The sequence below is a fragment of the Ruegeria sp. CDSC025 genome, assembly GCF_059610805.1.
Genome location: NZ_JBXWOJ010000009.1, coordinates 153,417 through 175,670, shown reverse-complemented (window position 1 = coordinate 175,670; position 22,254 = coordinate 153,417). Strand labels below are relative to the sequence as shown.

The following is a 22,254-nucleotide window of genomic DNA, read 5'->3' as shown; positions in this document are numbered from 1 at the left end:
CACGCCATTTGTTGCATCGCAGAGGATTTCTCGTTTGCAGTCATTCATCGGCGCAAAATTCAGCCAATTCAAAACCGCCTTTTCGCTGCAGCTGGATCCGGCAATCGAGGAGCGGACAAATTGGACTTTCCCATTGAAAATTTGAATGTCCGCTCTGCACGGCTGAGATAATCGGGCAGTTCAAAGTTTCATAGACATCTCATGCCAAGTCATTCCTCCATGGTCAGAAGTCGATGGCTGTAAATAGCTGTATCCAAAATTCTCGTAGAGTGGGACGTGATGCTCTTTGCACATGAGATGGATTGTGGATTTACCCATCCTTTTCATGCGCCCCACGAATTCGACCATCAATGCCCGTGATAGACCCTTGCCCTGATGCGCGGGATCAACAACAACAGACATTATTACGACATTTGGGGCGTCGGGGTCGTGGCCAACAAGCTCTTTGAACTCTTCATCAGACATTTCGACTTCATGAGCACATCCGCAATTTACAAAGCCAACTATCTCGCCTTCCACCAAAAGAACTAGGAAGCCATTGGGATAGACCTCAATCCTTTTAGAAATCTTTTCGAGCGTTGCTGCCTCGTCGCCTTCGTAGGCATCAATCTCTATTTCAAAGCAGCGAGTTGCGTCGGCAGGTTTGGCGTTTCGAAATTCTCTCATGTGCCTACACTATTCGGGATGGATAGAGTTGCAACGCCGCCGTTCGTACTCATCGCAGCATTGGTTACTGAGGGCTCACTCCCTGGTTTCGCCGCCTGAAGCGCGAACTATGGCTCCTGATTTCCCAACGTCCGCGCATTGAACAATAAGACACAAGATCAAAGACTTGACCCGATCCTCCTGTGGCCGGTTTCGATCAGCCGATCACAACGGCATTGCCGCGCGAGCATCGGGCCGCGCTGAGCCCAATCTGTCTTATGCTGCAGAACAGTCGAATGTCCGCTATTCTCTCAGGCGATCATCACGGTACGCGCCATCGCAATGACGTTAAGCCAGCGTGGAATAAACCTCGGCAATTCGTTGAAAGGTCCAAAAGCAGGCCATAGCCGCACATCCACCGGCTAAGCCCACTCGTAGGGACATCCACAAACTGGATCTCACGCGCCGACACATTATCAAGGCAGGCCAGAGCGCAAGAATAATGGCGACCTGGCCAAGCTCGATGCCTAAATTGAAAGCAAGCAGGCTCTACCAGATATTTGGGGATGTAACCTGTAAAATCTTGTGCAACACAAAGCTGAATCCAAGACCATGCAAGAGGCCAATCAGCGTTGTCAAAAGTACCATCGCGAATTCAGAACGCGCGCGGTCCTTGAAGCTCATAAACGCCGCTGCGGCTGCAAAAATGATAGAAAGCGCGATCCCGGTTTCGACGGCAGGAACAAACCACACGCCCGACGGCACAAACCCGAAAAACCCCAGCGACAGCGTTACGCTATGCCCCACGGTAAAACCGGTTGCACGCAGTAATAGCGCCCTGAGTGTTTGCGCCCCAATGACCAAACACACAACAAACAGAACATGATCCTAACCTTCGAGGATATGTCGTGTGCCTTCCCAGACAAAACTCAGGAATCCTCCGTACCCTTCTTGCTGAACCTCCACAGGGTCGGTCATCAGACCCCGAGACTGGAAAATCTGCGGTGTGTCAGACGCGTAATCGAGAATGAGGTTCGCCGTTTGGTCCTGATCCGGCAAACCGGGGTCCAGCACGTTGGCAATGCTGTACGATTGGACCGGGCCGTCAGTGTCATAATGCAGGACGAGATCGACAATCGTGTCACCAACAAAAAGCGGTGGCGTTAAGGCCGTTTCGGTGTCTACTGCCTGTTGAGCCTCGGCTAAAGTTGCAAATCCGGGCTCAATTCCAACGCGATGCAAGCGAACGGCCTCAACTGTTCCTCTTAAGCGGTGGTCGTCGATCAACAGGTGCAACCCACCTTCGGCGATTTGCCCCAGCCCGTTGGGATCGCTCATTACAGCTTGCAAGTCGACAAAATGGACCAACTGACTGTTACTCATGGCATTGGTCGTGAATGGTGCAGCATCTGGCAGAGCGTCATCGTCCTGCTCGCCGACCTTGTCCGCAACCAGATAGGGCATGGGTGTACGCATAAAGACGCGCAGATTATCCACGGAATGCTCGACATGCGTTACGCGGACATTGAGATTCAGCAAAAAATGTGCCGAGGCTGACAGCGTCAGTGACAAAATCAAGCTGACAAAAAAATACCGAAAGCAAAAACCTTTGGTCTTAAACACTTATGCAATTGGATCGCGAGCCTCGATTACAGTTAGTCCATCCAACTCCCATTGCCCGGCTTCTGGTATAACTTCAACCAGCGCCCTGAACGTAACGGCGCGTATGTGGGCGTGCCCCCAATGGCCGCCTTCGACTTTCACGGTCAATCTGACCAGAGTGCTAAATCCACCCGGTTTGAGGGTCGGATCAATGCGTTCTAATTTCAGGTCGCTAACATCGGTAACTGTAGCAAGACTGCCTCCTAGCGTTCGGTCGCGAGGCCACGTTCTGAGCAGCCTCATCTGACTGGTCCAAGTTGATTGTTAGTGCATCATTGGCCTGTGATCCATTGAGATGATGGTTTCGGGAGCTGGCGGGCGGTAGCCCAGTGCACTGTGGGGTCGACCTGCTGACTGAACGCGCCGGACCTCGCACTCAATGGCTGGTTGAGGTTTGGGGGATGATTGGTGTGATCCTGGTCGCTGCGGCTGTTCTCTACAGCGCGGTGATTATGGTGCAGTTCTCATACGATTTCGGGATCTATTCAGACGGGTATCTGAGCGTTCAAATGTGGATTCCGCAAGGCTTCCTACTCATCGGCATGATGATACTAATCCTTGCGGCTCTGGCTCGCATCTTTACGCTTCTGACGGTGCGCCGACCATGAGGACGTTTCTTATTTTGGCCGGCCTGATTGTCCTCTTGCTCACGGGTATGCCAATCTTTGCCGGGCTCGGGCTTACATCGCTAATCAAAATGATGCTGACGGAGGGCAACGTGAACAGCGCGGCTGATACGGTGTTTGCCAAACTGAACAACGGACTTCTTACGGCTATACCGATGTTTGCTTTCTTGGCTCACGTGATGATCCGTGCCGGCGTGGTTAAGGACCTTTACGATGCAGCAAATGCAATGGTCGGCCGTTTGCGTGGTGGACTTGGGGTCGCCACGATCCTCTCCTGCACCATATTCGCAGCCATTTCCGGTTCGTCTGTAGCCACAGCACTTAACTATTGGCTCGACCGCTATCCCGCAGATGAAGCGCTTCAACTACAGCCCCAGCTATTCCTACGGTGTGATTGCAGCGGGCGGTATGCTCGGGATTCTAATTCCTCCCTCTGGGCCTCTTATTCTCTATGCCATTGTAACCGAGGCCTCGATCGGAGCTCTTTTCCTAGCCGGGTTGGTGCCGGGTATCATGATGGCTGTCATATTCGCGGTTTGGGCGATGGTCAGCGCTGGGTTTGGGGGCACAGTTGTCTCTCAACCATTTGCAGGTATGGGCGTTATTTGGTCACGTATGAGACAGTCGATCTGGGCTTTGTTGATGCCACCGGTGGTTTTGGGCGGGATCTACCTCGGAGTATTTACTGCCACTGAAGCAGCTTCTATTGGCTGCCTTTACGCGCTGTTCATCAGCGTAGTTGTTTACCGCAATTTCGGTCTGAACGACCTTTGGGTGACTGCGTTTGAGACTGTACGCACAACGGCGATGCTGTTCATGATCCTGGCTGCTGCGGCGCTGTTTGGTCACACCGTAACCATTATTCGCCTGCCCATAGAGATCGTCGAACAAGTGACGGCAATGGGCCTCAGCCCCGCCATGTTTGTCGTAGCTGTTATGCTGCTCATTCTGGTGCTGGGTATGTTTTTGGAGACCATCTCGATCATCCTGATCACGACGCCAATCGTTTTTCCTGTCATGCTGGCATTGGGGATCGATCCAATTTGGTACGGCATCCTGCTAATGATCAACCTCGAACTTGCGCTGATCACACCTCCCGTGGGGATGAATCTCTTCGTCATCAAGGGCATTGCCAAAGCCCCTTTGTACGAGGTCATTCGCGGCGCCTTGCCATATGCAGCGCTAATGCTGCTGGGCCTGATCCTCGTCTTTGCATTCCCACCTTTGTCCACGTGGCTTCCCGAGGCGGCGGGGTTCGGCGGCTAAGCAACGCGTTCATGAAACTCCTTGAGTATTACCCTTTTCATCCTTAACGCCATATCTCAATAGGATTTGACCCCATGGCTAGGGCTCGTTTGAGACACTAACCGTATACTTTCTGGGTCAGAAATGCCCGACGTTTAGGTCAGAATTGAATGACGTGATCCTCCGACTCATTGAGGTTTTGGCTGTCAATTGAGTCAAAGGTCAGTGACGTTCCACCTTTCTTGGTCTGGTCGTCATTTTGTGGATCAGTGTCGGAAACAGTGAACTCTCTCCCCGTATTTCCCAAGTAGCATAGCTTTGACAGCGAACGTTGTCAGTCACAGAAGCTGTCAAACGGGCCCGACCCGGAGCTGTTTTTAGACCGGTGTCATTACCGAAGGGAGTTGATCATGGCGAAACTACTTGATCCGTTTCAGCTCAAGCACCTGACGCTGCGCAACCGTATCGTCAGCACCTCTCACGCGCCCAATTACGTCGAAGATGGTCATCCGCGAGACCGTTACAGGCTGTATCACGAAGAAAAGGCCAAGGGTGGCGTCGCCCTGACAATGATCGGAGGATCGACAAATATCGCTGCCGACAGCCCCTCGGTATTCGGCCAGCTTTATGCCGGCGACGACAGTATCGTTCCCTGGTTTCGGAAGCTCACGGATGGCGTGCATCTGCATGGGGCCGCTATCATGTGTCAAATCACTCATATGGGACGCCGTACTGCTTGGGATGATGGGCATTGGTTGCCGGTTATTGCCCCGTCCGGCGTTCGCGAACGCGCGCACCGCGCCTTTCCCAAAGCAATGGAACAAGAGGACATTGAACGAGTGATCGGCGATTATGCCGCTGCGGCGCGACGTTGTCAGCAGGGCGGGTTCGATGGGATCGAGCTTCTGTCCCACTCGCATTTGCTGGGCCAGTTTCTGTCTCCGCTCACCAACCAACGCGACGATGCCTTTGGTGGCACGTTGAAGAACCGCATGCGCCTGACCCTGCAGGTATTGGATGCGGTGCGCGCCGAGGTCGGTCCGAAGTTCATACTGTCCATGCGCATCACCGGCGATGAGTTGATTGAGGGCGGGCTGAGCGCCGAGGACTGCATTGCCGCCGCCCGGATGCTGGAAGATAGTGGCCATGTCGACCTGCTCAACATCCTGGTCGGGGCACCCTACGATGATCTTGGCCTTGCTGAATGGGTGCGTCCTATGGGGCTGCCAGCCGCTCCGCATATTACTGTGGCCGGACGCATCCGCGAAGCCGTCAACCTGCCGATCCTACATGCAGGCGGCATCGCAGACATTGCAACGGCTCGCCACGCGGTTACAGGCGGCCATGTCGATCTGGTCGGCATGACGCGCGCCCAAATGGCTGATCCTTATTTGGTGGCAAAACTGGCGCGTGGGGAAGAGAATCGTATCCGTACCTGTGTCGGCCTCGGGTATTGCGTGGACCGGGTCAATCAGGGCAAGCCCGCCGTGTGCGGACACAATGCCGCCACCGGGCGGGAGCAAACTTTACCCCATGTCATTCCTGCCAGCCGCACCCGAAGGAAGGTGGTTGTCGTCGGCGGTGGACCTGGCGGTCTGGAGGCAGCGCGGGTCAGTGCCTTGCGCGGTCACGATGTGGTTTTGTTCGAGGCGTCAGATCGGCTGGGGGGGCAGCTTGTTTTGGCAGCCAAGGGCGGGACACGCAGGCAGATATGGGGTGTCGCCGATTGGTTGATTTCCGAGGTTAACACCCTTGGTGTTGATCTCCGCATGAATACCTTTGTCGAGGCCAGTGACGTGTTTAGAGAAGCCCCGGATTTAGTCATAGTTGCTACCGGAGGATGGCCCGAGCCAGTATCCATTCCAGGCGGCGATCTGGCGCTCTCCAGTTGGGAGGTTCTGTCCGGAGAAGCGCGTGTCTCGGGCGAAGTTCTATTGTTCGACGAGATTGGAGACCATCCCGCGGCAGTCACGGCCGACATGTTGGCAGGCGCTGGCCACAGCGTCGAACTTGTGACCCCCGACCGGGCGATTCTGCATGACCTTGGCCCAACGACCTCTGCCGTTGCTTTGCGCGATCTGGCAGCCAACGGGGTGACCTTTACCTGCCTCCACGAACTTAGTGCTCTAAGCCAAGAGGGAAACCGGGTGTGCGCCAGCCTGCGTCATACCTTGACCGGTGATATCACCAAACGTCTTGTAGACCACGTGGTCGTCGAGCAAGGTCTGATTCCGATAGACGAGCTCTATCATGACCTAAAGCCAGGTTCGCGAAACCTTGGACAGGTCGATCACAAGGCGCTGGTCAATGGTGCGTTCCCGTTCAGGGAAGAAGAGCCGGATGGCCAGTTCTATCTGGCCCGAATTGGTGACGCGATCGCAGGCCGCAATATGCACGCCGCGATTCTCGACGCTATGCGTATTTGCTGTTCAGCCTGAGCTGCGCTCCGAGCATTTTTCATCAGTTGCGGCGAAGGCAAAGCTGTACCTCGGCCCGCATCGAAATACCTTCAGGAAAGCAGAAGTTCGCAGCACTCGCACAGAGACCTAGTTTGCAGGCGAAAAGCAGATCTTAAGTTCGAAATACGATGCTTGCTCTACGCTGGAGGAAGCGGCCGCCCCAGCAAAGGGCTACCTAAACAATGCGGCATCAAAATACGCTCCCGATACTCAAACTTGGTGCTGTAAACAGGCTTGGCGGTTCAAAACCCACCGGTGCTGAAAACCAATGCTCGTTGAATTTTCTTGCAGAACCAACAGTACAGTGTTGAGATTGCTTTTGTCATTGGGAGGCTGGTCGGATGTTGATCTGGCCAACGCAATTAGATCAACTAGCGACTTAGAGCGACGGCCACTAACGACGAATTGACGAGTATCGCGCTGAAAATTTCGGCACGACACATAGGGGAGGAAAGAAATTGAAAAATCTGACGACGACGCTGGCGGGATCGCTGATAGCATTTGCGGCTTCGCTAACTGCGGCCCAAGCTGAAAAGCTGACGTTTTACTGCTCGGCACAGGAAGATTGGTGTCAACTCATGGCGCGCAGTTTCGAGGATGCCACCGGTATAGACGTCAATATGACCCGCAAGTCCTCGGGCGAGACGTTTGCACAAATTCGCGCGGAAAGTTCTAACCCTAAAGGCGATGTATGGTGGGGCGGTACCGGTGATCCCCATTTGCAAGCGGCCGAAGAAGGCCTGACGATGGAATACGTGTCGCCGATGCGTGACCAGCTTCACGACTGGGCGATCTCGCAGGCTGAAAGTGCAGGAAACAAGACCATCGGAATTTATTCAGGCGCACTCGGCTACGGCTATAACTCCGACCTCTTGGCCTCGAACAGCTTGCCCGAGCCCGCATGTTGGAAAGACTTGCTGAAGCCCGAATATAAAGGGCACGTGCAAATGGCGAACCCGAATTCCTCGGGCACCGCTTATACGACGCTTGCCTCGATGGTTCAGATATTTGGCGAAGACGACGGCTTTGAGTTCATGAAGGGCCTGCACTCGAACATCAACCAATACACCAAGTCGGGTTCGGCCCCAATCAAGGCCGCCGGCCGGGGTGAGAACACCATCGGCATCGTCTTTATGCATGATGCGGTCAAGCAGGCCGTATCAGGTTTTCCGGTCAAGGTCGTGGCCCCATGCGAAGGCACAGGCTATGAGATCGGTTCGATGTCGATCATTGACGGCGCTCGAAATGAAGAAGAAGCCAAAAAGTTCTATGACTGGGCGCTCAGCCCCGAGGCCCAGAACCTTGCGCTTGAGGTTAACGCCTTCCAGGTTCCGTCCAACAAAAATGCGGAAACCTCTGAAAGCGCACCTGACATGAGCCAGATCAAGCTTATTGACTATGACTTCAAAAAGTACGGCTCGTCTGACGAACGCAAGCGTCTCTTGCAGAAATGGGACGAAGAGGTCTCAGTACTGCCACAGTAAGTGACTGACACCACACCAAAAACGAACCACCCGGTTCTGATCTTCTGGATTGTTGCCGGGTGGGTTGGTTTCTGTCTGCTGCCATGGTTCATGGTGGAGGATGGCATTTGGTCATTCGTATGGCTGGTCGATGGATATCCGTTCGATGAAGATTATGCGCCCGCTGCTTTCCTGATCGGACAGGGCGAAAAGCTGTGGCTTACGCCGCTTTTGGTCCCGCTTACCTTGCCTTTGTTGATACTCGGCAAGCCAAAGTCCGATCCACAATATGCACGTATCCTGATTTTGGCTGGTGCCTTGGGTTTTGGCTGGCTGATTGCGCAAGGGTTCTCAATTGGCCTTCGCGGGTTCAATTTCGAATGGATGAAGGTGCTGTTCGGAGAACCGAAGATCCGCCAGTTCGGCATGGGATACGGCGCGATGATCTGCGCCACAGCGTTTCTGTTCCTTTTAACTCAGGGTATTGCAGCGCGCGGCGCTATCAACGGCGACGTTTTCGTCGTTAGCGCTATTGGTGGCGTAATCACCATTGTTACAATTTTCGTTTTCTTTCCAATTGCGAAGATGTTGTTTGCCGCCTTCGTTACCGAAGATGGTGTCTATTCAGTTTCGGTTTTTGCCTCGAAGTTCTTTGATGACCGACTTTGGGGCTTGGGCTGTTTTGCCGGTGCCAAATGCGGCGCCGCGTGGAACTCTCTGTTTCTTGCAGTTCTTGTGGGCTTCATCACGACGGCACTTGGACTATGTTTTGCACTTGTCGTCACACGGTCAGGTTTTCGTTTTAAACGCGGGATGCGCGCGCTGACAGTTTTGCCGATTATCACACCGCCCTTCGTGATTGGTCTTGCACTGATCCTGCTGTTTGGGCTTTCCGGTTCGGTCACCAAATTTGTTGCTGAGATCTTTGGTGTGCAGCCTACGCGCTGGCTTTATGGTATGCCCGGGGTGCTGATCGCTCAGACTCTGGCATTTACGCCGATCGCCTTTCTGGTTTTGATCGGGGTGGTCGAAGGGGTGTCACCTTCGATGGAAGAGGCCGCCCAAACCCTTCGAGCCAATCGTTGGCAAACATTCAAAACCGTGTCCCTGCCTCTGATGCGTCCCGGCCTGGCCAATGCCTTCCTGCTTGGGTTCATCGAATCCATGGCCGATTTTGGCAACCCACTTGTCTTGGGCGGAAACTTCGATGTGCTTTCGACTGAGATATTTTTTGCCATCGTCGGTGCGCAATACGATCAGGGCCGGGCTGCTGTTCTGGCCATGGTGCTGCTGTTCTTCACACTTTCCGCCTTCTATGCGCAGCGCGCGTGGCTGGGGAAAAAGAGTTATACCACAGTTTCCGGCAAGGGCGACGCGGGTGTGCACCCCTTGATGCCGCGCGGCCTTGCCATACCGGTTCTGGGCATTGCAATTGCCTGGGCGGTTTTCACTGCCGTGGTTTACGGGATGATCATCTATGGAAGTATCGTCGAACTGTGGGGCGTTGATAACTCGCTGACGTTCAAGCACTACGTCACAGCCTTTTCGGTTCGCTTCGAAGAAGAAGGTATTCGCTGGACCGGAGCCGCCTGGGATAGCTTCTGGACCACAATCACCATTGCTGCCATTGCCGCACCGTTGACGGCCGCCGTAGGGTTGGTCACTGCCTATCTGCTGACACGGCAAAGTTTTGCGGGAAAGAATGCGTTTGAGTTTGGTACGATGCTCTCTTTCGCCATTCCCGGCACGGTTATTGGCGTAAGCTATATCCTGGCATTCAACGTGCCCCCGATCGAGATCACTGGCACAGGCGTTATCCTTGTCGTCAGCTTTATCTTCCGCAATATGCCGGTTGGGGTTCGCGCGGGTATTGCGTCTATGTCACAATTAGACAAGTCGCTTGACGAGTCTTCGCTGACGCTCGGTGCAAATTCCTGGCAGACTTTCAGGCGGGTAATTCTTCCTCTTTTACGGCCCGCTATCCTAGCTGCGCTGGTTTACAGTTTTGTCCGGGCCATGACGGCGATTTCGGCGGTGATATTCCTTGTTTCAGCAGAGTATGACATGGCTACCAGCTACATTATCGGTCGGGTCGAAAACAACGATTACGGTCTTGCAATCGCATATTCCACAACGCTGATCTTCGTGATGTTGGCGGCAGTCGGGATGTTACAAATCCTCGTGGGCCGTGTTCAGATCGGGCGACGTACACAACTCGGGACAGAGAAAACGACATGACCGAAACGACTATAGCAAGTAAAGCCGCGCCTGTTCGTTTCGAGGGGGTTTCGAAAGTGTTCGGCAGGGATGTGGTGGCTGTCGACAGCATCGATCTACACGTCCAGGCCGGCAAGTTGGTGACGCTTTTGGGCCCTTCTGGTTGCGGCAAAACGACGACGTTGCGCATGATCGCAGGTCTGGAAATGGCGACCTCGGGCCGAATTCTGATCGGCGACCGAGACGTGACCAAATTACCCGCTACCGACCGTGACGTGTCGATGGTATTCCAATCCTACGCGCTTTTTCCTCATATGAGCGTGCTGGAAAACGTCATGTATGGGTTGACCTTTTCCGGCTTCGACAAGCGCGAGTCCCGATCGCGCGCGCTGCATGGGTTAGACTTGGTTGGCCTGAAGGGCTTCGACAACCGTTTGCCAAGTGAACTCTCCGGGGGGCAGCAACAGCGCGTTGCCGTCGCTCGTGCGTTGGTTTTGGAACCGCAGGTTTTGCTCTTTGACGAACCTCTCTCAAACCTCGATGCAAAACTGCGCCGCCAGGTGCGCGAAGATATCCGCGCCATTCAGCAAGATCTCGGTTTGACCGTCGTCTATGTGACTCACGATCAGGAAGAAGCCCTTGCCGTTTCAGATGAGATTGTCGTCATGCGCAACGCTGCCATCGCACAGATCGGCACGCCGCGTAAACTCTATGATGCGCCGGTTGACCGGTTTGTGGCCGATTTCATTGGTGAGGCTAACCTGATCAGCTGCACTATTTATTCCGTCAAAGGCGATTTAGCCACGATCGAAATCGAGGGCTATCAACACACACTCCCCTCTCGTGGCCTAACGCCTGGTCCCGCAACACTGGCCGTGCGCCCGTCACGGATATTGATTGGATCTGATATCGGCATCCCGGCCAAAGTTGCCAAGGCGACCTATGTTGGCGTGCGGATGGAGTACACTCTGGCCGGTGCCTTCGGGCAGGTATTTGCTGTGCAGGACGACGTGGACGAGCCACTGGAAATCGGCTCGGAAGTCAAAATGTCTTTTGCCGAACGTGGCCCCGTTCTGTTGCCGGAAGGGTGACGTGGGTAAACTTTTAGTCGTCTCTCACCCGGAGGTCGTCCTTGAGCCAGAGAAACCAGTCACCGAATAGGGTTTGAGTGAAATTGCCCGCGCCCGAGCCGACACATTTTCACAAAGTAAGACCATGTCTAGCGTGACAGATATCTGGTCCAGTACCGAGCGAAAAGCGTCCGATACAGACGCTATCCTTGCAAAGCCTTTGGGGCTGGTCGCGAATTCCGAGCCTGGATTGAGTGAGAACGACCGAAACACTACCGGGTTCCTTCCTCCCTCGATATTCAAGGTCCGCCGCTGACACCTTTTTCAAGGCACCTATGTCCAGCTTCTGCAGTTGGGAAACAGCCCATGCCGCGCAACTGCGTATCGTTCGAACAGTCCTGTCAATCGTCATAAACCAAGACGGAAAAGACTTGGCCATTGTAACCCAAGGCGCGGTCGGAACACTGCTTTGGTGCCATCTTGCAGGGCAGAAAATCGATCGTCGGATTGTTCAACCTGGTCTGGGCCACTTCTGGCGTGCGGATATTAAAACTCTTCAACCTGAATTCGGGTCGAGCCCGATTGCCTGAAGGACGTCATTCGTTCCAAGCGTCGTCGCAGATCATTTTCAAGGTCCCGAACACGGCCGGTGTGCCAGCGATTACGCGACCACCGTCCCGGATCATCCCGTCGGCGTCTTGATCCTCGATCTCGCCACCTGCTTCGGCAATCATCAACTGACCGGCGAGGCAATCCCAGGCGTTCATGTGCTCTTCAGTGTACCCCAATAGACGTCCCGCCGCGACATAGGCCAGCGAAAGCGCACCGCTTGCATTGCGATGATAGAGAGCGCCACGTTCGATAAGGGCCGCAATCACCGGTATGACTTTTGATGCCTCGACCCGGTTCGAATAACCTATTGAGACGGTTCCACTTGCCAGCTCCACGCTTGAGGCAACCTGCATGGCGTGTCCATTCAAAGTGGCACCTTCGCCTCGGACCGCCACGTAAGTTTCACCAACGTTTGGCTCGAAAATCACACCGACCTGCGTCTGACTGTCCGAAACGCACGCTAAGACAATCGTCCAGGCCGGAATGCCATTGACGAAGTTCGTTGTCCCATCAATCGGATCGATCACCCAGTCAAAACCGCTGGAGCCAGCTTTTTCCGCGTGTTCTTCGCCATAAATCCCATCATCGGGAAAAGAGTTCACAATCTTTTGGCGAATGAAGGTCTCGACGTTGCGATCCGCCTCGCTGACCCAGTCTTGCGCGCCTTTTTGATCAATGACCAAGGTATCTCTGGAAGCAAAATACTCTAGTGCAAGCGCGCCTGCCTCTTCTGCTACCGCAACGGCGAAGTTTCTTCGTGCAATGATGTTATGCATAGGTCGGCTCACTTCCTGCTAAATGCAAAACCATCCCTAGTGGATGGGGTGTCAGAACACAAAACAGTGTTTGCCAGACAGAAATCCACTTTCTTCGAGTCGCCCGAGTTTCTGTCGAAAGAATATGCCAATCAAAGCACTCATTCACTTCCGTGCAGTGAAGTCGCCTATTGCTCGTGACCATTGCCGGATTTTGAGAACGCTGCATCGCAGCACTTGAAGTTGCGATGACGGTCCGCTTCGGGCTGCCTGCGAGAGCGGCCCAGAGATATTATATTTCAATGGCTTCGGAGATAGCCAAGGCATCTTCAAGTTCAACACCAAGATACGTGACCGTGCTGTCCATCTTTGTGTGCCCCAACAGAAGCTGGAAGGCGCGAAGCCCAAATTCCATATCCTGCGACCTGCATCATAGTCCGCTTTCGTTCAGTCGATCCAATGAGCCAAATCACATAATCACAATTGTTCCCTTCATATGTGGATGAAACGCACAGAAATATTTTGTTTCCATACCTTTGGTAACCTCAACTTTGGCGCTGACACCGTTTACCATCTCCCCAGTGTCCCACCCGAAGTCATCGGCTGTCGCGGTATGTGGCGCCAGATCCTCATTCGTCCATAGAATGGTGTCACCAACAGACACGTTCAGAAGCTTTGGCGTGAATGCGAATGCCTTGATCCTGACTTCATGGATTACGGGTTCTGCGGCTCGGGCCCGCGTTCGGGTTAAAGCGAGAGCGGCCGCCGATGCGACCGCTCCAACCATCACGCAACGGCGTGACTGAGTTTTTCCCATCACTGAAGCGCCTCGACCATCATTTCGGCGTGACCTTCATGGGCTTTAAAGATTTCAAGACCCTGCTCGAACAGGGCCTTCACTTCGGCATTGTCGATATTGGGGATCATTGTGTTCTCCACCAGATCATTCACCGCCTGATGATAGGCCAATTCATTGGCTGCATAAGCGGCATCAAACTCTGCGCCACGCAGCTTGACGAAGCCATCGATGATCTCTTCGGCATTGGCATTCAGCGTCTGGCTGAACGCGTTGTCCTGCGCTGACGCGCCCAGTTTGTCGAGCAAGCCCAAGGCCGCTTCGTTCACGGCAGTATGGTCGCGGATCATTGTGTTTGCGAATTCATGGATGTCGGGGTTCGACGACAAAGCCAGCGCCAGATAGGCATACCGAATGTCGATGTTGTCGGCCGTATAGGCAATGTGAGCGTATTCGAGATCGCTCATCTCGGCGACGTCTTGCGCAGAGGCTTGAGCGCCAGTCATGGCAAGTGCCACAGCAAATGGGGAAATCAGTTTCTTCATTTTGGAGACTCCACTGAGTGTTACGATGGCAATAGGAGTAATCCGACCCGGGAAGTGAGATACATGCGGGAACGTTCGATTTTCTGTGCAGATCGTTCAAGATACTGTACAAAAACGCCAAATACTGCCATGAAAATGCATGCTTGATTTGCTTAGCGATATCCTTACGAAACTGTCTGTTCAAGGCGCGCTCTATTTTCGAACTTCGTTGACCACCCCTTGGGGGATTGAAGTTCCCAAGTTCAATAACGTCGCCCGATTTCATTTTGCTCATAGGGGCAATTGCCTGATCGAAGTTGAAGGATATGAAAAAGTGGTGGCGCTGGAGCAGGGCGATCTGTTGATTGTTCCGCATGGCGCGTCACACAAGTTGTACTGCGCGGCTGAAACAAGAGATGCAGTTTTGCCGCTGGACACGGTAATCGAGCGGTCGGGATACACTGGAACTGGGGTTCTGGTTTACGGCGGCGACGGCGATGAACGTGACACGCAACTTATCTGCGGCCATTTTTCATTCGACCCTCATGCAAAACACATACTGTTGGAACGCCTTCCACCGATCATTCACCTAAGGAATTACGGGGAATCCGCTGGAAAATGGATGGAGGCGACACTGCGCATGATCGGAGATGAGGCCGGGGGTCTTCGCCTCGGTGGCGATCTCATTGCTTTGAAGATGTCAGAAGCCATTCTTGCGCAGGCAATACGTTCGTTTGTGGAAAGTGACGAATCCTCGAGGTGGGGCTTGAACGGATTCTCTGATCACCATCTGGCTCGGGCTCTTGACGCGTTTCACAAGGATCCAAGCGCATCCTGGACGATAGAAACAATGGCGCGCATTGCAGGCATGTCACGAACAAACTTTGCGGTTCAGTTTCAGAAAAAGATGGCGATGTCGCCACTGCAATACGTAACAGCTTGGCGGCTGGAGATCGCGAAACGCTGTCTTACTGACCCATCAAGTTCTGTTTCGGATGCGGCAGAACGCGCTGGATACGCATCGGATTCTGCTTTTGCACGCGTTTTCAAGAGGGAAATTGGCCTCTCACCTGCCGGCTTCCGTCGGCAGATCACATTATCATCGGCGCAATAAACCGGACGGGATCTGTTGCGAAGTTTTAACTTGCCACAGTGATATCTTTGTACCGGCGGACTAAGCCGCCAGCTCCGTAAATTGCCGAAACGGACAGACACCGGGCGTGATTTGCCCTTTGCGGATTATGTGCACCACTTCTATTCCGTCGAGCGTTTTGCCGTGGTTGTCGACGGCTGGGTAAAGATAGACCCACGCGCCTTTCCCCTTGATGTTGATCACACCATTCACGTTATAATAGGTATTGACAATGCCTATTATAGCACACAGATAGTGAGGCGTATCGTTAAGGTAGATCCGATGACTCGTACCATGCCAATTCGGCCACATATGTTTGACATCACAGCGGATGAAATCGCGACTTTGGTCAACCAGTTCTATGCGCGCATCAGAGTGCATCCTGATCTGGGGCCGGTATTTGACAGGGCAATCGAAGATTGGCCGGAACACGAAGAAAAGATCGCAGCCTTTTGGCGCGGCGCCATTCTACGAGAGGCAGGCTATTCGGGTAACCCGATGCAGGTTCACCTGGCGAACTCTGAAATCCTACCAGAACATTTTCGCCTGTGGCTCGACCTGTTCGAAGACACCGCAAAAAAAGCCCTTAAACCTGCAACCGCCGAAGCGTTCTCTCATTTGGCCACCAGGATCGGTAAGGGCTTGTCATTCGGAATTGAGAACTTTCGTCGTGAGGCTGACACTCCACCGGTGTTGTCATGACGGTCTCTGTCTATACCAAAGCTCAGGTCATCTCTGATCCTCCCGCACGCGTTGTCAAACGTTGGCTGCAGGCGGGCTGGGGCGACGTGAAACGCAACCCGGGATATTCCTTGCTTTACGGTGGTTCACTCGTAGTTCTGGGGTGGATTTGCATTGCGGCCCTGATGCTCAACGATCTTGGTTGGGTTTTGTTGCCTTTGCTAGCTGGCGGCGTTTTGGTCGGACCACTTGCAACGATTGGTCTTTATTCCGTAGCAAGCGGTAAAACAGGGCTCAGAGCGGCCACGGGTCAGATTACGTTGGTGGGCGTCATACTGATGGTTTTTGCTCTCATCTGGATTCGCGCGGCCACAGTTATGTTCGCCATAGTCTACGGGCTGCGCCCATTCTCAAGCTTCGCAGATACGCTGCTTTTGCTGATTACTACGCCATCAGGATGGGCGCTGTTAATCGCAGGATCATTGGTTGGCGGGCTGTTTGCGGCATTAGGGTTTGCGGTGTCAGCGTTTTCATTGCCAATGCTGATCGACCGCAAGATCGATGGCTTCTCGGCTATGGGGCTCAGTTTCAACGCCACCACTCACAACTTCAAGCTTTGCTTGTGCTGGGGAGCCATCATCACTCTTTTGACTTTGGTTGGAATACTGTCCGGGCTACTGGGTTTGGTCGTGGTGTTCCCATTGCTCGGGTACGCGACCTGGCATGCTTATGCCGAGCTTTTTCATGGAGATGCATAAATGACTGAAGCGCTTCCAAAAGGCGTGGTGCACTATGCGACCTCGCGGTTCACGCATGAGACATTGCCAGAAAAGCTGCGCAAAGATCACAGCACCAAAGCGGGTGTTTGGGGTCAATTGGCTGTGCAACATGGGCAACTTCTACTGAGCCGGGATGACAAGGGTGATCTGGTTCTGGGCGTTGGGGCCACTGCTGTGTTCGCGCCACAGGAAACTCATTCGGTGAACCCGATTGGCGAAGTTGAGTTTGAAGTACGCTTCCACCGGCAGGAGGCGCCCGATGCAGCGTGAGAGTTTTCTTGAGGATGCTGCCGTCCTGTGTGCCCTTGCTTTGATCTTTGTCGGTGGCGTAGCCATACTTGGCTGGGGGGTTCCTACCGCCTACGTGCTGCACGGTTGGTTGATCGCAATAGCCGCTGGTTGGGGGTTGATGTGGATGATCAACCGTTTGAGCGAGGCCCCAAAGGACATCCCTTTAGAATACAATGACAAGGTCATTCGGTTTGGTGTCATCGCCGCGCTGATTTGGGCAATCATAGGGTTCACGGTTGGCGATATCCTCGCCTGGCAGTTGGCGTTTCCAGCACTGAACGGTGATATGTTCTGGTCGAACTTCGGCCGGTTGCGCCCGGTTCATACATCTGCCGTGATTTTTGGTTTTGGTGGCAACGCGTTAATCGCGACGTCGTTTTATGTGGTCCAACGTACCTCGCGCGCCAGATTGGCCAGTGAATCGCTGCCCTGGATGGTGTTCTGGGGGTACAATCTGTTCATGGTCCTTGCGGCGACCGGCTACCCCTTGGGGATCACCCAATCGAAGGAATATGCCGAACCGGAATGGTATATGGATCTGGTTTTGCTGATCGTCTGGGTTGGTTATCTAGGTCTGTACCTAAAGACGCTCTCTCGCCGGGCCGAACCGCATATATATGTGGCTAACTGGTACTATCTGGCCTTCATCGTCGTCATCGCGATGCTGCATACGGTGAACAACCTCTCGGTTCCGGTTTCCATTGCCTATCCCAAAAGCTACTCGCTGTTTTCCGGCACACAGGATGCAATGACGCAATGGTGGTATGGGCACAATGCTGTTGGCTTCCTGCTGACCGCCGGGTTCCTAGGGATGCTGTATTACTTCTTGCCCAAAGCTGTGAACCGGCCAATCTACTCTTACCGAATGTCAATTGTTGGCTTCTGGGGGATCACCTTCCTGTATCTTTGGGCTGGCTCACATCACCTTCACTACACGGCGCTACCGGACTGGGTTCAGTACCTTGGCATGACCATGTCGATCATCCTGCTGGTCCCCAGCTGGGCCTCTGTGTTCAACGGAATCCTTACGATCAACGGGGCTTGGGATAAGGTCCGGACGGATCCGGCGGTCCGGTTTATGATGGTCGCGATTCTGTTCTACGGACTGTCGACATTCGAAGGGTCGTTCATGGCGATCCGTCCGGTCAATTCGCTGAGCCACTACACGGATTGGACCGTCGGCCACGTACATGCCGGCGCGTTGGGCTGGGTCGCCTTCATCACCTTTGGTGCCATGTATAAAATGGTGCCCTGGATTTGGAAACGAGATGGCGTGTATTCATTGCGGCTGGAGGCATGGCACTTCTGGCTCGCCCTGAGCGGGACGCTGATTTACGTCGGCGCAATGTGGAACAGTGGCATCACACAATCGCTGATGTGGCAGACCTATGATGCGGATGGTGCGTTTCTTTATTCCTTCCTCGACAGTGTGATCGCAATGCATCCTTACTATGTCGCCCGTGCGATCGGGGGGCTGCTGTATCTGATCGGAGCGTGCATCGGTGCATACAACATCTACATGACGGTCAGTGGGCCGCGGCAAACCGAGACCAGGCAATCCGGACCTTTGGTCCAGCCGGCGGAGTAGCAGCCCATGAGTACACAACACCAAAAGCTCGAACGCCACTCACTTGGCTTTGCCATGGCCATCCTGCTGGTTGCATCAATCGGTGGCATTGTTGAAATCGCCCCTTTGTTCACCATCGAAAACACGGTGGAAGAAGTCGACGGTATGCGGCCCTACACTCCGCTGGAACTGGCCGGGCGCGATATTTATGTGCGCGAGGGCTGCTATGCCTGCCACAGTCAAATGATCCGCACCCTACGGTCGGATATCGAACGCTATGGGCACTACAGCCTCGCCGCCGAAAGCATGTATGACCACCCGTTCCAATGGGGCTCGAAACGTACAGGGCCGGACTTGGCGCGAGTTGGCGGTAAATACTCTGACGCATGGCATGTGGCGCATCTGGAAGCGCCACGAGAGCTGGTGGAAGGCTCGATCATGCCTGGTTATGCGTTTTTGTCTGACGCGCGGCTGGAAACAGGCCACCTGCCTGCCTCTTTAAGAGCCCTTAGCCGCGCCGGGGTGCCTTACACAGATGCTCAGATCGAAAATGCGGAAAAGGATGCTGCATGGCAAGCAGATGCCGAGCAATATTATGAAGGTGAACTGCAAGAAAGTTACGGTGAAAACGTTCAGGTCAGGGATTACGACGGGCACCCGAGTGAGTTGACGGAAATGGATGCCCTTGTGGCCTATCTGCAGGTTCTTGGCACATTGGCCGATCTGGATTCGGTAGATCACGAGGAGATTAATCGATGACACATGATACCGTTCTTGTCTTCTCCAAGACCTGGGGTGCAATCTACCTGCTGGTCGTCTTTCTTGCCGCAGTTGTCTGGACCTACTGGCCCTCACGGCGAAAAGTCTACGATGACGCTGCGCAATCTCCGCTGGACCATCAGGAGGATCAGCCGTGGCGCTAAAGGGAAAGGATCCGGTTTCCGGTACTGATCTGACCGGCCACGAGTGGGACGGTATCAAAGAGTTGGACACACCTGTTCCCTGGGCGGCCCGATGGGCTTTGTGGATCAGTATCATCATCGCAGCACTGTTTTGGGTGTTCTACCCATCCTTCCCAGGTGCGCGCGACTATGCAAAAGGGCTGTTGGGGTATTCATCCCGATCAGAGGTTGTTGCAGAACTTCAGCAAGCGAATGCTGATCGTGAAATGACATTTGCGCCTTTTGCGTCACAGGATCTCGAAGAACTGGCCGCAGACCCAACACTGGAGGCAAGGTATAGCGCGTCGATTTCCAAGCTTTACGCTGACAATTGTGCCGCTTGTCACCGGAATGATCTGAAAGGGCAGCCTGGTTTTCCCAATCTGGTAGACGGACATTGGCTGTGGTCAGGCGCACCGGAAGAGGTTGAGGCGACCATACGCTATGGGATCAATGCGCAGCATGACGATACACGGATTGCACAGATGCTGGCGTTTGGCGCAGACGGCATGATCGAAAAGCAGCAGGTTGAAGAGGTTACAGAGTTTGTCTTGGCCCTCTCTGGAAAGCAGCATGATGCGACGGCGGCTGGCGCCGGTAGATTGATCTTCGAAGAAAACTGCGCGGCCTGTCATGGCGGTGACGGGCGCGGGGGCTATGAAATCGGCGCGCCCGATCTGGGTGATGAACGCTGGATCTATGGAGGCGACCGGGATGAGATTTACCATAGCATTTATCACGGTCGGCAAGGTGTGATGCCTGCGTGGGAAGGACGTCTGAGCGACGCCCAGATTCGAATGCTCACGTTGTATCTACTGTGGAATGCAGAAGATGCACCAAGTTGAAGAAAATCCACGATCCCGAAGGGCAATGTATCTGATGATACTGGTCCTTCTGGTCGGCTACATCGGGTTCAAGGCATGGCACCTTTCCATGGCTTTCGAGGCATGGGAAGGGCAGGCGATTGAAAAGGCTGTGCCTGGCGCGGCCAAGTAACAATCAAATTATTATAGGACTACAGTTTGCGTATTAATCGCTTGATGCCAGCGCATGACTGACTTCCAACGCTCGGATCAGGTTTTTCATGCCACGGTTTCCTTCCAATACGTCCTGTAAAGTCTTGGTGTCCAAGGCAGCAAAAAACGCCTCCTGAGCTTCGTTCAGAATTGGCAACAATCCACAAGCGGGCGTCATTACACAACAGCCGCCGTCTTCCTTCATGCATTCCACCAAAGGTGTGCCGCGTTCGGATTTTCGTAGTAGGCCGCCAATCGATATCGCATTGGGAGGTAGGGCCATACGCATACCACCGTTGCGCCCACGCATGGATTCTACATAGCCCTCGTGTGTAAGCCACTGCGAGATCTTGGCCAGGTGATTAAAGGGCAAGTTTTGCATAGCCGCGATCTCACGCGTCGACATCAACCCTTCTTCGTGGGTGGCAAGATGGATCAGGATGCGCAGGGCATAGTCGGAGAACTTGGTAATTTGCATAGTTATTCTTCCCATAAAAAATAGGCTTTGAAAATGCCTATTTTATTGACATCTTTTTTTACCCTTATAATAGGCATTTAGAATACCTAATAGAGGGGATGGCTCATGCAGCCCGTTGTGTTATTGATCTCGCTGATCCTGATGGCAGTGCTGTCACTTGTCTTCTGGTTGGCCGTGCGGGCTTCTGATGGGCCGGAACCCGGACCCAAGGCCAACTCGAAACGTTCGGGCTTGATCTGGGCAATGACGATTGTCGGCGTAATTGTTGCGGTTGGCACATTGCGACCGTGGCCACATGCCGTAGCCAGCACAGACGACGCCTTGACCGTCTCTATCACCAGCGGGCAGTGGTGGTGGGATATCGACACCGTCGAGATTCCCGTTGGAATACCCATAAATTTTAGCGCCACGACCGAAGACGTTACCCACGGATTGGGCATTTACACCTCAGACCTTCGCCTTCTGACGCAGGTCCAGGTGATCCCGGGCTACACAACCGAAGTCACGTATACGTTCGATGATCCGGGCTCCTACCAAATCCTGTGCATGGAGTTCTGCGGAGTGGCGCATCCCCGCGTAAAGACAACTGGCAAGCCCCCGATCTTCGGGGGCTTGCCTGATACTGCGGGGTATTCGACGGCGGGCACCGTTTGGTGTGATCGGGTATTCCGTCGCTGCGTGTGGCTAAACAGCCTTTTGGCGACGACCTTGGGGAAAGACGGTTTCCATACGCGGGCGCATTGGCCGGCTCACACATTGCAGCTACCTGATGCGCCTTCGTTTTGATTGACGGTGGCGGGATTGCTTGTGACCGATGCGGCCCCTCGTGTCAGAAGACTGCCAATCTCAGACCCCAATTGCAGTTCTGAGACCTGTCCAAGGTGATGCACAACGATCCGTCCCGACTGATCCAACAAGACAAGGCTTGGTGTACCGCGCATGCGAAAGCGGGACATCGTGTTTGGCAATTGCCCCACCCCCTGCCTGTCCACGCCGACAGGGAAGGTGATGCGATATTCATGCAGGAAGGCTTTCAGAGACACCGGTGTCATGGCGTCGTGATGCTCGAACACAGTATGCAAGCCAATCACGGCTACCTTTTCTTCAGGAAACGTTTTTTGAATTGATTGCACCAAGGGAATACCATGCAGGACGCATCCCGGGCACAACATTTGAAATGCCTCAATAACAACAACCCGTCCCCTTAGACCACCTAAGGTTAGGGGTGTGTCTGTGTTAAACCATTCCGAAACGTCTAGTTCTGGTGTTTGCATTTTCATTGCCCTCAATAACAC

General features: G+C 53.9%; 23 protein-coding genes and 4 pseudogenes. 17 read left to right on the top strand and 10 right to left on the bottom strand.

The window, feature by feature from the left end; all coding sequences use genetic code 11:
* Window positions 1-180: 180 nt before the first annotated feature.
* The 3 genes and pseudogenes from AC2FH8_RS14305 to AC2FH8_RS14295 form a co-directional block, all read right to left on the bottom strand.
* Window positions 181-666, bottom strand: coding sequence for a GNAT family N-acetyltransferase (locus AC2FH8_RS14305; protein ID WP_142637623.1), 486 nt, complete (start codon window positions 664-666; stop codon window positions 181-183).
* A 327-nt stretch (window positions 667-993) separates the two neighbouring features.
* Window positions 994-1,524 (bottom strand): annotated as a pseudogene (locus AC2FH8_RS14300) (HupE/UreJ family protein).
* A gap of 9 nt (window positions 1,525-1,533) precedes the next feature.
* Entirely contained in the window at window positions 1,534-2,223 is a 690-nt protein-coding gene (locus AC2FH8_RS14295) for a hypothetical protein (RefSeq protein ID WP_271949858.1), read from the bottom strand.
* Between the two features lie 413 nt (window positions 2,224-2,636).
* Between AC2FH8_RS14295 and AC2FH8_RS14290 the strand changes: the two genes are divergently transcribed.
* The 7 genes and pseudogenes from AC2FH8_RS14290 (at window position 2,637) to AC2FH8_RS14260 (ending at window position 11,408) form a co-directional block, all read left to right on the top strand.
* Window positions 2,637-2,915 (top strand): TRAP transporter small permease subunit, encoded by a 279-nt coding sequence (locus AC2FH8_RS14290; RefSeq protein ID WP_281995473.1) that lies wholly within the window; start codon window positions 2,637-2,639, stop codon window positions 2,913-2,915.
* Window positions 2,912-3,196: pseudogene (locus AC2FH8_RS14285) on the top strand (TRAP transporter large permease subunit); the annotation flags it as partial. The gene AC2FH8_RS14290 and the pseudogene AC2FH8_RS14285, both read left to right, overlap by 4 nt.
* A gap of 88 nt (window positions 3,197-3,284) precedes the next feature.
* Complete coding sequence (locus tag AC2FH8_RS14280; protein ID WP_496690066.1) at window positions 3,285-4,199, top strand: TRAP transporter large permease; 915 nt, start codon at window positions 3,285-3,287, stop codon at window positions 4,197-4,199.
* 389 nt (window positions 4,200-4,588) lie between these two features.
* Window positions 4,589-6,616: an oxidoreductase gene (locus AC2FH8_RS14275; RefSeq protein WP_496690065.1), complete on the top strand. Its 2,028-nt coding sequence runs from the start codon at window positions 4,589-4,591 to the stop codon at window positions 6,614-6,616.
* 479 nt (window positions 6,617-7,095) lie between these two features.
* Window positions 7,096-8,121 (top strand): ABC transporter substrate-binding protein, encoded by a 1,026-nt coding sequence (locus tag AC2FH8_RS14270; RefSeq protein WP_496690064.1) that lies wholly within the window; start codon window positions 7,096-7,098, stop codon window positions 8,119-8,121.
* Entirely contained in the window at window positions 8,122-10,338 is a 2,217-nt protein-coding gene (locus tag AC2FH8_RS14265; protein WP_496690063.1) for an ABC transporter permease, read from the top strand. It begins immediately after the preceding gene.
* Window positions 10,335-11,408, top strand: coding sequence for an ABC transporter ATP-binding protein (locus AC2FH8_RS14260; protein ID WP_496690062.1), 1,074 nt, complete (start codon window positions 10,335-10,337; stop codon window positions 11,406-11,408). Before AC2FH8_RS14265 ends, AC2FH8_RS14260 begins: the two co-directional genes overlap by 4 nt.
* A gap of 575 nt (window positions 11,409-11,983) precedes the next feature.
* Here AC2FH8_RS14260 and AC2FH8_RS14255 read toward each other — a convergent pair.
* The 4 genes and pseudogenes from AC2FH8_RS14255 to AC2FH8_RS14240 form a co-directional block, all read right to left on the bottom strand.
* Complete coding sequence (locus AC2FH8_RS14255; protein WP_496690061.1) at window positions 11,984-12,775, bottom strand: inositol monophosphatase family protein; 792 nt, start codon at window positions 12,773-12,775, stop codon at window positions 11,984-11,986.
* A gap of 271 nt (window positions 12,776-13,046) precedes the next feature.
* Window positions 13,047-13,157, bottom strand: a pseudogene (locus AC2FH8_RS14250) (integrase); the annotation flags it as partial.
* A gap of 66 nt (window positions 13,158-13,223) precedes the next feature.
* Complete coding sequence (locus AC2FH8_RS14245) at window positions 13,224-13,571, bottom strand: cupredoxin domain-containing protein (RefSeq protein WP_496690060.1); 348 nt, start codon at window positions 13,569-13,571, stop codon at window positions 13,224-13,226.
* Entirely contained in the window at window positions 13,571-14,095 is a 525-nt protein-coding gene (locus AC2FH8_RS14240; RefSeq protein ID WP_496690059.1) for a DUF4142 domain-containing protein, read from the bottom strand. The genes AC2FH8_RS14245 and AC2FH8_RS14240 overlap by 1 nt, the downstream gene beginning before the upstream one ends.
* 139 nt (window positions 14,096-14,234) lie before the next feature.
* On the opposite strand from AC2FH8_RS14240, the gene AC2FH8_RS14235 reads away from it, so the two are divergent.
* Entirely contained in the window at window positions 14,235-15,188 is a 954-nt protein-coding gene (locus tag AC2FH8_RS14235; RefSeq protein ID WP_496690058.1) for an AraC family transcriptional regulator, read from the top strand.
* Window positions 15,189-15,248: 60 nt separating this feature from the next.
* Here the strand turns inward: AC2FH8_RS14235 and AC2FH8_RS14230 are convergent.
* Window positions 15,249-15,347, bottom strand: a pseudogene (locus AC2FH8_RS14230) (IS6 family transposase); the annotation flags it as partial.
* Window positions 15,348-15,488: 141 nt separating this feature from the next.
* Between AC2FH8_RS14230 and AC2FH8_RS14225 the strand changes: the two are divergent.
* Genes AC2FH8_RS14225 through AC2FH8_RS14190 form a run of 8 tightly spaced genes read left to right on the top strand, consistent with a single transcriptional unit; the run spans window position 15,489 to window position 20,461 of the window.
* Window positions 15,489-15,908, top strand: coding sequence for a group III truncated hemoglobin (locus tag AC2FH8_RS14225; protein WP_281973920.1), 420 nt, complete (start codon window positions 15,489-15,491; stop codon window positions 15,906-15,908).
* Complete coding sequence (locus AC2FH8_RS14220) at window positions 15,905-16,645, top strand: DUF2189 domain-containing protein (protein WP_142637647.1); 741 nt, start codon at window positions 15,905-15,907, stop codon at window positions 16,643-16,645. The genes AC2FH8_RS14225 and AC2FH8_RS14220 overlap by 4 nt, the downstream gene beginning before the upstream one ends.
* The gene (locus tag AC2FH8_RS14215; RefSeq protein ID WP_142637649.1) at window positions 16,646-16,936 is read left to right on the top strand and encodes a TehB-like domain-containing protein; all 291 of its coding nucleotides are present in this window, start codon (window positions 16,646-16,648) and stop codon (window positions 16,934-16,936) included.
* Window positions 16,926-18,545, top strand: a complete 1,620-nt coding sequence (gene ccoN, locus AC2FH8_RS14210; RefSeq protein ID WP_142637651.1) for a cytochrome-c oxidase, cbb3-type subunit I — start codon at window positions 16,926-16,928, stop codon at window positions 18,543-18,545. The genes AC2FH8_RS14215 and ccoN overlap by 11 nt, the downstream gene beginning before the upstream one ends.
* A gap of 6 nt (window positions 18,546-18,551) precedes the next feature.
* The gene (ccoO, locus tag AC2FH8_RS14205; protein WP_496690057.1) at window positions 18,552-19,283 is read left to right on the top strand and encodes a cytochrome-c oxidase, cbb3-type subunit II; all 732 of its coding nucleotides are present in this window, start codon (window positions 18,552-18,554) and stop codon (window positions 19,281-19,283) included.
* Window positions 19,280-19,447, top strand: a complete 168-nt coding sequence (locus tag AC2FH8_RS14200; RefSeq protein WP_281973918.1) for a cbb3-type cytochrome c oxidase subunit 3 — start codon at window positions 19,280-19,282, stop codon at window positions 19,445-19,447. Before ccoO ends, AC2FH8_RS14200 begins: the two co-directional genes overlap by 4 nt.
* Window positions 19,438-20,310: a cytochrome-c oxidase, cbb3-type subunit III gene (gene ccoP / locus AC2FH8_RS14195; protein ID WP_496690056.1), complete on the top strand. Its 873-nt coding sequence runs from the start codon at window positions 19,438-19,440 to the stop codon at window positions 20,308-20,310. The genes AC2FH8_RS14200 and ccoP overlap by 10 nt, the downstream gene beginning before the upstream one ends.
* Window positions 20,311-20,335: 25 nt before the next feature.
* Window positions 20,336-20,461 (top strand): hypothetical protein, encoded by a 126-nt coding sequence (locus tag AC2FH8_RS14190; protein WP_271949891.1) that lies wholly within the window; start codon window positions 20,336-20,338, stop codon window positions 20,459-20,461.
* Between the two features lie 33 nt (window positions 20,462-20,494).
* Here AC2FH8_RS14190 and AC2FH8_RS14185 read toward each other — a convergent pair whose 3' ends face one another.
* Window positions 20,495-20,959, bottom strand: coding sequence for an RrF2 family transcriptional regulator (locus tag AC2FH8_RS14185; protein WP_281973916.1), 465 nt, complete (start codon window positions 20,957-20,959; stop codon window positions 20,495-20,497).
* A gap of 105 nt (window positions 20,960-21,064) precedes the next feature.
* Here AC2FH8_RS14185 and AC2FH8_RS14180 point away from each other — a divergent pair, with 105 nt between their 5' ends.
* Window positions 21,065-21,745, top strand: a complete 681-nt coding sequence (locus AC2FH8_RS14180; protein WP_496690055.1) for a cupredoxin domain-containing protein — start codon at window positions 21,065-21,067, stop codon at window positions 21,743-21,745.
* Here the strand turns inward: AC2FH8_RS14180 and AC2FH8_RS14175 are convergent.
* A complete protein-coding gene (locus tag AC2FH8_RS14175; RefSeq protein ID WP_496690054.1) occupies window positions 21,709-22,239 on the bottom strand; it encodes a redoxin domain-containing protein in 531 nt (176 codons plus the stop codon). The genes AC2FH8_RS14180 and AC2FH8_RS14175 overlap by 37 nt on opposite strands.
* Between the last annotated feature and the right edge of the window lie 15 nt (window positions 22,240-22,254).